Consider the following 13,304-nt stretch of genomic DNA (forward strand, 5'->3'; position numbering starts at 1 on the left):
TGATTAATTTGCAGCAGCTGCAGCAGCACCTCTTGCCGCACGAGTCAACTTAACTGCGCATACAACAGCTTCTTTGGCATTCAGTAATTCTAAACCTTCATAGCTTAATTCACCGACCTTTACAGTCTTACCTAGGCCTAAGTGAGAAACATTAACTGATAATTTCTCAGGAATTACGTTATACAAAGCTTTTACTTTCAATTTACGCATTTGCAGAGTCAATTTACCACCGGCTTTTACACCTTCAGCCAAACCTTCCAACTGTACCGGAACTTCCATTACGATAGGTTTAGCTTCATCAATTTGATAGAAGTCAACGTGCAGGATAGTATCCTTTACCGGATGGAATTGGATATCTTTCATGATAGCGTTTACTTTTTTACCATCGATAACCAAGTCTACTACATAGATGTGCGGAGTATAAACCAAGTTACGCAATCCTTCTGCCGGTACTGTGAAATGTATATTTTCACCTGCTCCGTAGAGTACACAAGGTACACCGTTGTCTTTACGAATAGCTTTCAAAGCTCTAGCTTGTTCTGAAGAACGTTCTGCAATAGTTCTTGCAGTTCCTTTGATTTCAATTGATTTCATTTCTTTAAAAATTGTGTTACTCTAAATTAAGTATGTTTTTGCTTAATTCACCATCACACGATGCGATTAACCACACGATGTTGCAAAAAGCGGTGCAAAATTACAGCTTCTTTTTGAATTATCAAAGGGTTGGCTCTTAAAAATCAATATCAATTTTGATTTCGCCGGTCAATGGAGATTCTTTTCCTTCTTTGTTTGCTATTTCCGATGGTTCACTACTTGTTTTTCTTTCGCTATCATTATCTCGAGCATAGCAACCTTGTTGCTCTTGGATAAAGCTGATAGCTTGTTGCAGACCATTCATGAATTTATCAAAATCTTCTTTATACAAAAAAATCTTGTGTTTTTCAAAACTTACCAGGGAATCGTCTCCTTCACCCATTATCACCTTTTTACTTTCAGTAATAGCAAGGAACATTTCATCCTTCCTGTTCTTCTTTACGTCTAAATAATAGATGCGTTTGCCGGCCTTAATGGATTGGGAAAATACAATCTCTTTGTCGTTCATATCCATTCCGGTTTTCTTCTTAAAGTCTTCCATATAATATAGGTCTCAATTTGATGTTAACTTGTAGCTCGTCATTTATGGCTTTGCTTATCGGGTCCAAAATTGACGATTTTTTTTAAACTGTCAAAAGAAAAAGCTCGGATAATGCTTATCTACATTAAAAAATGTGATTTATTTATGTAAACTCATTAAAAATGCATACTTTTGCAACTCGTTAAAACACCAGTATTTACTTTATAATTATGATTAACAGAGTTCTTATTCGTCTTAAGATTATACAGATTGTATATGCTTATTATCAGAACGGTAGTAAAAATTTAGACTCAGCGGAGAAGGAATTATTCTTTAGCCTGTCCAAGGCTTATGATCTTTACAACTACTTGCTTATGTTGATGATAGCTTTGACGAACTACGCACAAAAGCGCATTGATGCGGCAAAAGCTAAATTAGCTCCTACGGCCGAGGAGCTGTATCCTAACATGAGATTTGTAGAAAACAAGTTTATTTCTCAATTGGAAGTGAATAAGCAGTTAATGGATTTTATCACTAACCAAAAACGTACTTGGGCCAATGATGAAGATTTTGTCAAAGGGTTGTATGAAGAAATAGTTGCTTCTGATATATATAAGGAATACATGGCTTCTTCGGATAAGTCTTATGAAGTTGACCGTGAATTGTGGAGAAAGATATATAAGACGTATATTTTTGGTAATGAAGCATTGGATGTATTACTTGAAGATCAAAGTCTTTATTGGAATGATGATAAGGAGATTGTAGATACTTTTGTGCTGAAAACGATTAAGCGTTTTGAAGAAAAGAATGGAGCCAATCAAGAGTTATTGCCTGAGTTCAAAGATGATGAAGATCAGGAATTTGCTCGTCGTTTGTTCCGCCGTGCTATTTTGAATAGCGATTATTATCGTCATCTTATCAGTGAAAATACACGTAATTGGGATTTGGATCGTGTCGCTTTTATGGATGTAATAATTATGCAATGTGCATTAGCGGAAATTTTGAGCTTTCCGAACATTCCGGTCAGTGTTTCGTTAAATGAATATGTAGATATTGCTAAAGTATATAGTACGTCAAAGAGTGGTAGCTTCGTTAACGGTACTTTGGATGGAATAGTTAAGGAATTGAAAAAAGAGGGCAAGTTGGCTAAAAACTGATACCTTTGTTGAATAATAAAAATTAAAACTGAACATTTATGAATTTAATGACTGTATTCTTCTTGCAAACTTCTGGAGCAGCTCCAGGTATGGGCGCAGGTGGTGGTAGCATGATGTGGATAATGTTAATAGCAATGTTTGTTATTATGTATTTCTTTATGATTCGTCCACAGAATAAAAAGCAGAAAGAAATTGCAAATTTCCGCAAATCTCTTCAGGTAAATCAAAAAGTTATTACTGCTGGTGGTATTCATGGTATCATCAAAGAAATCAATGATAATGATGTAGTGCTTGAGATTGCTTCTAACGTTAAGATCCATATTGATAAAAATTCTATTTTTGCCGCAGCTGCTGATGCAAACAGTAGCCAGGCTGCTAAATAAATAGGGATGAAGGCCTATGTTTGAACGTAGGAACATAAAACATATTTATTTGAATATAACTCGAAAAATAAAGAACTTTCTGCTCAGTGAAAAGAGTAGAGAGTTCTTTGTTTTTTTATTTTTTTTCGTTGTTGCCGGAGGATTTTGGTTATTGCAAACTTTGAACAATGACTATGAAACTGAATTTTCTATTCCCGTTCGTCTTAAGGGAGTGCCTAATAACACAGTTATTACGTCGGAGCCAGCTGCTGAACTACGTATAAAGGTAAAAGATAAAGGAACTGTATTACTTAATTATATGTTAGGTAAAAGTTTTTATCCGATAACTCTTGAGTTCTCTGATTATAACGGAAGCAATAACCATGTACGTGTATATGCATCGGAGTTTGAAAAGAAAGTTCTTAGTCAATTGAATGTTTCTACCCGTTTGGTTTCGATGAAGCCCGATACATTGGAATATATTTATTCAACGGGGGTATCTAAACTGGTACCGGTGAGGTTGCAAGGTAGTGTAAGTGCAGGACGCCAGTATTATCTATCCGATACGATTTTTAAACCGGATTCTGTTCTGGTATATGCTCCTGCTGGGGTACTAGATACGATAACTGCCGCTTATACGCGTCAGATGAAATTAGAAAATATTTCAGATACTTTGAAACAGCAAGTGCCTTTGCTTACTCGGAAAGGAGTCAAGTTTGTTCCCGCTTCTATTGAAATGATACTCCCTGTGGATATTTATACGGAGAAGACTGTTGAGGTACCTCTGCGTGGTATAAATTTTCCTGCGGATAAGGTACTTCGTGCTTTTCCTTCGAAAGTTCAAGTTACTTTCCAGGTTGGGCTTAGCAATTTTCGTCGGATTACGGCAAGCGATTTCCATCTTAATGTTTCTTATGAAGAACTTCTGCGTCTTGGTTCGGATAAATATACTGTAAGGTTGAGAAATATTCCTGAAGGTGTAAGCCAGATACGTTTTAATCCGGAGCAGGTCGATTTTCTTATAGAACAAGTTTCTCCCAAATATGTCAATTAAGATAGGTGTTACCGGTGGTATCGGTAGTGGAAAAAGTGTGGTATCCCATTTGTTGGAGATAATGGGAGTTCCTGTCTATATATCAGATATTGAAACTAAACGGTTAATGACAACGGATATTCGTATCCGGCAGGAATTGAAAGCTTTACTGGGGGAAGAGGTGTATAGGAACAGTGAGCTAAATAAGCCTTTGCTCGCCACTTATTTATTTGGGGATGCGGAACATGCCAGACAGGTGAATGATATCATTCATCCCCGGGTAAAGGATGACTTTCGTCAATGGATACGGCAGCGGAATGAATTTTCGATATTAGGTATAGAATCTGCAATTCTGATTGAAGCCGGTTTTTCGGTGGAAGTGGATACGGTTGTGATGGTATATGCTCCTGAGGAGATACGTTTGCAACGTGCAATAGAGCGGGATGCTTCTACACGCGAATTGGTAGAAAAACGTATTTGTAGCCAAATGAATGATGAAAGAAAACGTATGTTGGCTGATTTTGTGATAATGAATGATGGTGAAACACCGTTAATTCCTCAGGTTTTGGAGTTAATCACTTCGCTGTCTCAAAATAATTCCTAACTTTAGATAAGGTAGACATCGCTTTCACAATAAAAATAGGTGAGCTTATTTTGTATTGTCTTTGGCTTGCATTATCTTTGCTCACCGAAAAAATAACTACTAATTACAAAAAAGAATATACTATGTTGAAGACTATTTTGTCTATCTCCGGTAAACCGGGATTGTATAAACTTATTTCTCAGGGAAAGAATATGTTGATTGTAGAATCGCTTGTGGACAAGAAACGTTTTCCTGCTTACGGTAATGAGAAAATTATTTCTTTAGGCGATATTGCTATGTATACAGATACTGAAGATGTACCTTTGAAAGATGTATTGCTTTCTGTAAAGCAGAAAGAAAATGGGGCTGTTGTAACTATGGATCTAAAGAAAGCTACAGCCGATGACTTACGCTCTTATTTGGCAGAGGTGTTACCTGCTTTCGATCGTGATCGTGTTTATCCGTCGGATATCAAAAAATTGATTTCATGGTATAATCTGCTTGTGGCAAGTGGTATTGACTTTGAAGATGTTGCCGATAAAGAAGAAACAGAGACAGCGGAATAAACGTTAGTTTTGAAATATGATAAAAAACGGAGAGTGAATGTCCGGAAACTCTTGACGTACTCTTTTTAGATTGGATTACACGGATTTCGCAGAATAAATAAAAATAGCGAAATCCGTGTAATTTGTATTTGGAATTATTGTATTATACAAGAAGAAGATAAAACCTCAAGTATCTTTTGGGAGAATTATGATATCTTTTGCTAAGTCAGATATTGTCTCTGTATTCCCGTGGAGAATGTCCTGTTTCTTTGGTGAATAACTTTGAAAATTGTGAAAGGTTGGGTATACCTACAGTTTCAGCAATTTCTTTGATGCTCAACCGGGACGCCAGTAATAGTGTTTGAGCACGCTCTATCCGTTTCGCCTGTATGTATTGAATGGGGCTCATGCCGCTTACTTGTTTGAATATGCGGGTAAAATGATCAGAACTCAAGCACATTTGTTCTGCCAAATCGCTGACATGAATATTCTGATATAAATGATTATCAATATAACTGAAGATATCCGTTAGTCGTTCATATTGATTCCGTGATTTAGATTCCAATAATTGTGTATTTCCAAGAAAACGGGAAAACAACTGTAATAAAATACCGTTACTTTCTATTTCCTGACTCAGATTATAATTCACTTTATTTTGATTTATCGTATAGATATCCGGTATGTTGTCATAAGTCTTGGGATCGGGATTTTGTATAGCGCAGTTGGGGTTCAGTTCTATGAAACGGAGCATGAGCATACGGTCCATTTCGTTTGCCGGAAGTTGGTAATGGATTTGAGTATTATCGAATAGACTTTGTCCGCCTATCAGTTGGTCAAAAAAGCATATATAATAATGATTCATGAAATTGTCGCACTCGTACATGTGAAAAGTGAATTTTGGGATAATGAATAATTCTCCTGCTGATATATAATACTTTTTTTTGTTCATATACACTGCCGCTTCTCCTTCGTCAATCAGATACATGCGGGAAAAAGGACTGATGACATTCTTGTAACACCATTCCTTACCAGCCATATGATAACCTGCATAAAGCATTTGTAAAGAGAGTGTGTTTTTTTCGTTTAGTATCTTCATATTCCGGGTAATAAACTGATAATTTAGCAAAAATATGATTATTCCGATTGGAAATATCGTTTTTTGCAAAGTTTTGCACAAACTTTTATGTCAGTAGAAAGCGTTATATCGTTTATTTTTGCAAAATCAATAATATAAAACACGTAATACTATGAGACACTTTTGTTTATTCATTTATCTGTTGTTATTAGGTAGCATTACTTCTTCCGTTTTTTCACAAGGATTGGAATATCGTTTGAAATTTTATCAGCCGGAGAAATTCCGGGCCACTGTCCGTTCGCTTCAGCAGACACATAAATTTGCTTATCAACCTGCCAAAGGTTGGGAGGAAGCTATCAAGGCACTTGAGGATAATCGAGTATCTCTGATTGAAGGAATAACAAAAGGTGACAAAAAAGCAATCCGGCAAGCAGAAGAAATATTGAATACGTTGGATGCAACTTTATTGGCCAATCCGTTGATAAAGGGAAAACAGATTGTTGCTATCCGTCGTATATTGGGCAATAAGGCACGTACTGCTATTCGGGGTGATTTGGGAATTGTTCCGGCTAATTTTCATAATAACTTTGCAATCCCCCATCCTTCGAAGGACTGGAATAATGAATTCGTTTCATTGAATATCATTCCGGGGAAAATACAATATAAAACATTGTATAGACCAACTGAAGGGGTTATCATTTCCGATCCGGAGCCTCATTTTGATGGTGAAAGGTTGATGTATTCTTCCATAGGTACCAATAATCACTGGCATTTGTTCGAGTTGAACCTGAAAGATGGGGCAACCAAACAACTTACTCCCGAAAGTTATCGTGATTTCGATTCCTTTGATGGGTGTTATGCCCCTGATGGGAGTTATATCTTTTGTTCTACCGGTACATTCCTAGGATTGCCTTGTACGGACGGAGGAAGCCATATGTGCGGACTTTTTCGTTATGATCCTGCTACCGGAGATACTCGCCAACTTACTTATGATCAGGATAGCAATTGGGGACCGGTAGTTATGGATAATGGGATGATTTTGTACCAACGTTGGGAATATGCCGATATTCCACATTCAAACTCACGTATCATGTTCACAATGAATCCTGACGGTACAAATCAACGTGCTTATTACGGTTCCAATTCCTATTTTCCTACATCTTACTTCGATGCACGTCCCATTCCCGGAAGTTCGTCGGCAATGGTGGGTATTGTTACAGGGCATCACAGTATACCTCGTAGTGGACGGCTCATTCTCATTGATACCAGTAAAGGGCGACAAGAAGTGGACGGCGTTATCGGTGAAATTCCCTATTCGGGTCGGAAAGTACAAGCCGAAATCAGAGATCGTCAGGCAGATGGATGTTGGCCGCGCTTTCTACATCCTTGGCCATTGAATGATACTTATTATCTTGTTGCAATGAAAGCTACCCCCAATTCGTTATGGGGAATTTATCTGGTAGACACTTTCGATAATATGACACTTATTACAGAAGAAGAAGAGGTGGCTTATTTGTCTCCGGTATTGGTTGAGAAACGTCGTACCCCTCCTGTTATTCCCAATATGGTGACACCGGAAGCTAAAGATGCTACTATTTTCATTCAGGACATTTATATCGGTGGCGGGCTGAAAGATATTCCCCGTGGCAGTGTGAAGAAACTTCGTATCGGTACTTACGACTTCAGCCCCTGGAAGCAGGGCGGGCTGTTGGGAACCATCGGCATGGATGGACCATGGGATATCAAACGTATTGTAGGTGAAGCCGATATAGAAGAAGACGGTTCAGCTCTATTTAAAGTACCTGCCAATACTCCACTCTTTATTCAGCCGCTTGATGCTGAAGGAAAAGCTCTACAAGTGATGCGTAGTTGGTTTACGGCTATGCCAGGTGAAGTACTCTCTTGTATAGGTTGTCACGAAGATCGTAATATGATTGTCATTCCACGTAAAACGAAAGTGTCCGACAAAGCTCCTCAATCCATACTGCAATGGCAGGGAAGGGAACGTGGATTTAGTTATCGCCATGAGGTACAACCTGTTCTGGATCGTTATTGCGTAGGATGCCATGACAGTGAAAATAATGGTCGTCCCTATTTGAAAGGAGACAAATGGATTACTGACTGGAGTTCTCAGATCTCAGGTAGAGCCAGTTCCTCCTATGGCGGACATTTTACTAAATCCTATGTCGACCTTCATCGTTATGTACGTCGTCCTGGTATTGAAAGTGATATGCATATGCTTGTTCCCATGGATGTACATGCCGACCAGACAGAGTTGATACAGTTACTTAATAAAGGTCATCATAATGTGAAACTTGATTCAGTTTCTATTACCAAATTGGCTTGTTGGATTGATTTTAATGCGCCGTTCCATGGAAGACGCAGTGATATTGCAACTTACGACAGAACCAAGCAAAGCCGTGAACTCCGTGCCTTGTATCGTGATATGTTCGGTGCACCGGAACAGGACTTGGAGTGGCTTCCTGAGATACCGGATGATATTGAATTCCGGGCTCCTGTAAAAGTTATGGTAGAAAAAGGTGATACTTTGCTTAAGGGGTGGCCAATACCGGGAAAACAAGTACTGAATATGCAATCTAACCAGATGAATGACTATCAGATGACTTTAGAAATATCCAAAGGTATAAACTTGAAACTCATCAAAGTACCTGCTGGTAAATTCATCATGGGAAGTACTCGTCAGACAGATGAAATGCCACAAACCGCCGTTACTATCGAGAAGCCTTTCTGGATAGGGCAGTTTGAGATTACCAATCGTCAGTTTCGTGCTTTCGATCCCACGCACGACAGTCGTGATGAACATCGTCATGGTTATCAGTTCGGACGTAGAGGATACTCTATGAACGGTGAAGAACAGCCGGCGGTCCGTGTTTCGTGGAAACAGGCGATGGAATTTTGTGAATGGTTGTCTAAAAAGACGGGTATGCATTTTTCCTTGCCTGACGAAGCGCAGTGGGAGTGGGCGTGTCGTGCAGGAAGTAATACCGATTTTTGGTTTGGTAATTTGGGAGTAGATTTCTCTCCTTATGCCAACATGGGTGACATCCGTTTAAAAGAATTTGCTGCCTGTACTGCTTATAAGTTCTATGAAAGTGCACGAATCATACCCAATCCCAACCAATACGATGATTGGATTCCACGTGATACTACCTATAATGATGGTGGATTCATATCTGAAGAGGTAGGAAGATACATCGCTAATCCGTGGGGGGTATATGATATGCACGGCAATGTTTGGGAGTGGACTCGTTCTGTTTATAAACCCTATCCTTATCGGGCAGATGATGGACGGAATGATGTGGCTATTACTGGCGAAAAGCGTGTAGCCCGTGGTGGTTCGTGGTATGATCGCCCCTTCCGTAACACTTCTTCATTCCGCCTTCCTTATCGTGATTATCAAAAAGTATATAATGTTGGTTTCCGGGTTGTAATGACAGAATGATTGTATGAAAAGACGTAACTATCTATTTTTCTTTATATGCCTTCTGTACTTGTATGCCTGTTCCATACAAATACAGGGGCAAGATACTTCGTTTTCCTTTTTTCGGAAATATGGAAAAGAGAAGTTGTTGATTGCAGGATGCGGGTGGAATAAAGTGGCTGTGGTGGATAAACGAACCGGTTGTCTGGACTGGGAACATCTTTTAGGGAAAGGAGAAGACTGTAATGATGTGGAGTTGACCAAAGAAAAAAACATTCTGTATGCCTATACTTCGGGAGCCAGACTCATCACTCCTTCACAACAAATTGTGTGGGACTATGAAGTGAAGGTACGTGAAGAAGAGTTGTTTACCGCTACTCAACTCAATTCCGGCGGTTATTTACTTGCTATCTGTGGGCATCCTGCGCGTATTGTCGAATTGGATAGCCAGGGTAATCCATTAAAAGAAATACAATTTGAAACCGGTATTAAGCGCGTACATAACCAGTTCAGGCAAATAGAAAAAACCAGATACGGTACGTATCTGGTTCCTTTATTTGCTACTGGAAATTTGATAGAAATTGATGCTACTGGAAAGATTATCAATCAAGTACAAATAGGTGGAACTCTGTTTAGCATTAAGCAACTGAAAGATGGAAAGTTGCTTGTTGCCTGTGGTGACGGACATAAATTGGTAGAAGTGGACACTAATATCTGGCAGGTAGTTCGCACAATTTCATCAGATGATATCCGGGGGGTATCCTTACTCTTCGTTGCGGAATCTTGCGTTTATCGTAAAGGACGAATTTTGATATGTAACTGGAACGGGCACAGCGGAGATAAATCTCAGCCCAAACTTGTTGAGATTGATCATAAAAACAGGATAAGGTGGACGTTGAACGATCATGGTGAGGTAAAAAATATTTCTGCAGTTTATCCGTTGCCTTGAGTTTTTTACGTTTTTCTTCAGTCATGTCAAGTGGTGCTTTATGGACTTAAGCGGTCATATCGGTCGTTCGAGAAATATCCGTATAGTTAATCGCTATACAAAGTGTTTCTCGGGATCTTTTCTTTTTGATTGTGTTGTTGAACAATAAACATGAAACCGAAAAATAGAGCAGAAATCGTGTGACTTTTTTTGAATATGGATATAACTTGTAGGTATATAATGAAAATAGGGCTATCCAATAAAGATAATTGGATAACCCCGGATAATATGAAAAGCCGTTCGTACTTTTCTTGAAGTGTTTTTTATGCTGTTATAGAAGTTAACATTGTACATCATAATAAGTTAACTTCCTTGTTCGTATTTAGTTAACTTGTTATTATGTATTTAGTTAACTTCTTATAACCAATGATGTTAACTTCTTGTTGTGTACCTTAATTTTTGAATATCAATCTGTTCTTTGCTGTATTGGCTTCCACTACAATAGGTTTGTTACGGTCTACTTCCTGTGCCAATAACTTTTTGGATAAATCATTCAATAAATAGTGTTGTATGGCACGTTTTACCGGACGAGCACCGAATTCAGGATCAAATCCTGCATTGGCTAAAAAGTCTATGGCAGAATCAGTTAATACTAAGTCCACACCATTGCCTGCTAACATTTTCTGTACACTCTTGATTTGAAGAGCTACAATTTGTTTGATTTCCGTTTCCGTCAATGGCAGGAACATGATAGTTTCGTCAATACGGTTTAGGAATTCAGGTCGAATGTTTTTCTTCAGCATATTCATTACTTCCTTCTTGGTTTCTTCTACAATCTCTTCCTTGTTGGAGCTGTTTAATTTTTCCATTTGGCTTTGAATGTATCCGCTACCCATATTGGAGGTCATAATAATAATAGTGTTCTTGAAATTTACCGTACGTCCTTTATTGTCAGTCAAACGTCCGTCATCCAATACCTGCAACAAGATGTTGAATACATCGGGATGTGCTTTTTCAATTTCATCGAATAGAACGACAGAATAGGGTTTACGGCGTACAGCTTCAGTCAATTGTCCCCCTTCGTCATAACCGACATATCCCGGAGGAGCTCCTACCAAGCGGGAAACACTATGTTTCTCTTGGTACTCGCTCATGTCAATACGTGTCATCATGGTTTCATCGTCAAACAAAAATTCAGCTAAGGCTTTAGCTAATTCTGTCTTACCTACACCGGTAGTACCCAAGAACAGGAATGAACCAATCGGACGTTTCGGGTCTTGCAAACCTGCACGGCTACGACGTACTGCATCAGAAACAGCTTCAATTGCTTCGTCTTGACCGATAACTCGTTCATGTAATTCTTCTTCTAAGTTAAGCAGCTTTTCTTTTTCGCTTTGCAGCATTTTGCTGACAGGTATGCCTGTCCAACGGGATACTACATCAGCAATGTCTTCTGCATCAACTTCTTCTTTAATCATGGCTTTGTCACCCTGCATTTTATGAAGTTTCTGTTGAGTGTCCTCAATCTCTTGATTCAATGCTTGTAATTTACCGTAACGGATTTCGGCAACCTTTCCATAATCGCCTTCACGTTCAGCTTTTTCGGCCTCAAACTTCAGATTTTCTATTTCAATCTTGTTTTGCTGAATCTTGTTGACCAAAGTCTTTTCGCTTTGCCATTTGGCTTTATGTGAATTTTCTTGTTCTTTTAGTTCAGCAAGTTCTTTACCGATTTGTTCCAATTTCGGTTTATCATTTTCGCGCTTGATGGCTTCACGTTCAATTTCCAACTGCTTAATTTTGCGAGAAATCTCGTCCAATTCTTCCGGCACGGAATCAACTTCCATACGTAATTTGGCAGCGGCTTCATCCATCAGGTCGATGGCTTTATCCGGCAGAAAACGGTCGGTAATGTAACGGTTACTTAACTCTACGGCAGCAATGATGGCATCATCTTTAATTCGTACATGGTGATGGTTTTCGTAACGTTCTTTCAAACCACGCAGAATAGAAATAGTACTCAATGTGTCCGGTTCATTTACCATCACGATTTGGAAACGGCGTTCCAGTGCTTTGTCCTTTTCAAAATACTTTTGATATTCATCAAGGGTAGTGGCACCGATACTTCTCAGTTCACCACGTGCCAAAGCCGGTTTTAAGATATTGGCGGCATCCATGGCGCCTTCACCCTTACCTGCACCCACTAACGTGTGGATTTCATCAATAAATAAGATGATATCTCCCTCCGATTTTTTTACCTCGTTGACTACTGCTTTCAGACGTTCCTCAAATTCGCCTTTGTATTTGGCTCCTGCTACCAATGCACCCATATCCAATGAATAGACTTGTTTATTCTTTAAGTTATCGGGTACATCACCACGTAGAATACGGTGTGCTAGTCCCTCTACAATAGCAGTCTTACCTGTACCCGGTTCGCCTATTAATATGGGATTATTCTTGGTACGTCGACTTAGAATTTGTAATACACGACGGATTTCTTCATCACGTCCAATGACTGGATCAAGTTTACCGTTTCGGGCGGCTTCATTCAAATTGATGGCATATTTTTCTAAAGACTGATAAGTATCCTCACTGGATTGGGAAGTTACCTTCTCACCTTTTCGTAACTCATTGATTGCTTCCCGTAACTCTTTCTCCGTCATTCCTGCATCTTTCAGAATGGTGGAAGTGGTACTTTTCACGTTCAGTAATGCCAATATTATAGGTTCCAACGAAACAAATTCGTCACCCATATCTTTCGAGTATTGGGTAGCCTTTTGAAGGACTTCGTTGGTCTCGCGGCTCAAATACGGTTCTCCACCTGTAACTTTTGGTAGTGAATCTATCTGCTTGTCAAGAATAAGAGCTATCTGTTGGCCGTTCATGCCTAGTTTCTGAAAGATGAAGTTGGTGACGTTTTCACCTACTTTCATTACGCTTTGAAGCAGATGTACAGGCTCGATAGCTTGTTGCCCTCGGCTTTGTACCAAATTTACTGCTTCTTGTACAGCCTCTTGCGCTTTAATGGTAAAATTGTTAAAGTTCATATTTTGTTCTCCTTTCTA

The 13,304-nt window shown here is 39.0% G+C and carries 11 protein-coding genes; 7 read left to right on the plus strand and 4 right to left on the minus strand.

What is annotated here, in order from left to right; translation table 11 throughout:
• Positions 1–3: 3 nt before the first annotated feature.
• Together C1A09_RS08665 and C1A09_RS08670 are read right to left on the minus strand one after the other, a co-directional pair.
• Complete coding sequence (locus C1A09_RS08665; protein ID WP_101543155.1) at positions 4–594, minus strand: 50S ribosomal protein L25/general stress protein Ctc; 591 nt, start codon at positions 592–594, stop codon at positions 4–6.
• A gap of 136 nt (positions 595–730) precedes the next feature.
• Positions 731–1,135: a PUR family DNA/RNA-binding protein gene (locus C1A09_RS08670; RefSeq protein WP_101543156.1), complete on the minus strand. Its 405-nt coding sequence runs from the start codon at positions 1,133–1,135 to the stop codon at positions 731–733.
• Positions 1,136–1,344: 209 nt separating this feature from the next.
• On the opposite strand from C1A09_RS08670, the gene nusB reads away from it, so the two are divergent.
• From nusB to C1A09_RS08695, 5 genes are all read left to right on the plus strand, one after another.
• Complete coding sequence (gene nusB, locus C1A09_RS08675) at positions 1,345–2,271, plus strand: transcription antitermination factor NusB (RefSeq protein WP_101543157.1); 927 nt, start codon at positions 1,345–1,347, stop codon at positions 2,269–2,271.
• 38 nt (positions 2,272–2,309) lie between these two features.
• Positions 2,310–2,654, plus strand: a complete 345-nt coding sequence (gene yajC / locus C1A09_RS08680) for a preprotein translocase subunit YajC (protein ID WP_101543158.1) — start codon at positions 2,310–2,312, stop codon at positions 2,652–2,654.
• Positions 2,655–2,670: 16 nt separating this feature from the next.
• Positions 2,671–3,687 (plus strand): CdaR family protein, encoded by a 1,017-nt coding sequence (locus C1A09_RS08685; protein WP_101543159.1) that lies wholly within the window; start codon positions 2,671–2,673, stop codon positions 3,685–3,687.
• Positions 3,677–4,270 carry a dephospho-CoA kinase gene (coaE, locus tag C1A09_RS08690; protein ID WP_101543160.1) on the plus strand — a complete coding sequence of 198 codons (594 nt, stop codon included), beginning with the start codon at positions 3,677–3,679 and terminating at the stop codon, positions 4,268–4,270. Before C1A09_RS08685 ends, coaE begins: the two co-directional genes overlap by 11 nt.
• 122 nt (positions 4,271–4,392) lie before the next feature.
• Complete coding sequence (locus C1A09_RS08695; protein WP_101543450.1) at positions 4,393–4,815, plus strand: DUF5606 family protein; 423 nt, start codon at positions 4,393–4,395, stop codon at positions 4,813–4,815.
• A gap of 205 nt (positions 4,816–5,020) precedes the next feature.
• Here the strand turns inward: C1A09_RS08695 and C1A09_RS08700 are convergent, their stop codons facing one another.
• Positions 5,021–5,890 carry an AraC family transcriptional regulator gene (locus C1A09_RS08700; protein WP_233519881.1) on the minus strand — a complete coding sequence of 290 codons (870 nt, stop codon included), beginning with the start codon at positions 5,888–5,890 and terminating at the stop codon, positions 5,021–5,023.
• A gap of 151 nt (positions 5,891–6,041) precedes the next feature.
• On the opposite strand from C1A09_RS08700, the gene C1A09_RS08705 reads away from it, so the two are divergent.
• Positions 6,042–9,332 carry an SUMF1/EgtB/PvdO family nonheme iron enzyme gene (locus C1A09_RS08705; protein WP_101543161.1) on the plus strand — a complete coding sequence of 1,097 codons (3,291 nt, stop codon included), beginning with the start codon at positions 6,042–6,044 and terminating at the stop codon, positions 9,330–9,332.
• A 4-nt stretch (positions 9,333–9,336) separates the two neighbouring features.
• The gene (locus tag C1A09_RS08710) at positions 9,337–10,260 is read left to right on the plus strand and encodes a beta-propeller domain-containing protein (protein ID WP_101543162.1); all 924 of its coding nucleotides are present in this window, start codon (positions 9,337–9,339) and stop codon (positions 10,258–10,260) included.
• A gap of 431 nt (positions 10,261–10,691) precedes the next feature.
• Here C1A09_RS08710 and clpB read toward each other — a convergent pair whose 3' ends face one another.
• Positions 10,692–13,286: an ATP-dependent chaperone ClpB gene (gene clpB, locus C1A09_RS08715; protein WP_101543163.1), complete on the minus strand. Its 2,595-nt coding sequence runs from the start codon at positions 13,284–13,286 to the stop codon at positions 10,692–10,694.
• Positions 13,287–13,304: the final 18 nt, after the last annotated feature.

The sequence above is a fragment of the Bacteroides cutis genome (assembly GCF_900241005.1).
GTDB classification, from domain to species: Bacteria; Bacteroidota; Bacteroidia; order Bacteroidales; family Bacteroidaceae; genus Bacteroides; species Bacteroides cutis.

Coding starts and splice junctions, on each gene's coding strand:
- coaE (WP_101543160.1), top strand. CDS start 3,677: ATGTCAATTAAGATAGGTGTTACCGGTGGTATCGGTAGTGGAAAAAGT.
- nusB (WP_101543157.1), top strand. CDS start 1,345: ATGATTAACAGAGTTCTTATTCGTCTTAAGATTATACAGATTGTATAT.
- clpB (WP_101543163.1), bottom strand. CDS start 13,286: ATGAACTTTAACAATTTTACCATTAAAGCGCAAGAGGCTGTACAAGAA.
- C1A09_RS08700 (WP_233519881.1), bottom strand. CDS start 5,890: ATGAAGATACTAAACGAAAAAAACACACTCTCTTTACAAATGCTTTAT.
- C1A09_RS08695 (WP_101543450.1), top strand. CDS start 4,393: ATGTTGAAGACTATTTTGTCTATCTCCGGTAAACCGGGATTGTATAAA.
- C1A09_RS08710 (WP_101543162.1), top strand. CDS start 9,337: ATGAAAAGACGTAACTATCTATTTTTCTTTATATGCCTTCTGTACTTG.
- yajC (WP_101543158.1), top strand. CDS start 2,310: ATGAATTTAATGACTGTATTCTTCTTGCAAACTTCTGGAGCAGCTCCA.
- C1A09_RS08705 (WP_101543161.1), top strand. CDS start 6,042: ATGAGACACTTTTGTTTATTCATTTATCTGTTGTTATTAGGTAGCATT.
- C1A09_RS08685 (WP_101543159.1), top strand. CDS start 2,671: ATGTTTGAACGTAGGAACATAAAACATATTTATTTGAATATAACTCGA.
- C1A09_RS08665 (WP_101543155.1), bottom strand. CDS start 594: ATGAAATCAATTGAAATCAAAGGAACTGCAAGAACTATTGCAGAACGT.
- C1A09_RS08670 (WP_101543156.1), bottom strand. CDS start 1,135: ATGGAAGACTTTAAGAAGAAAACCGGAATGGATATGAACGACAAAGAG.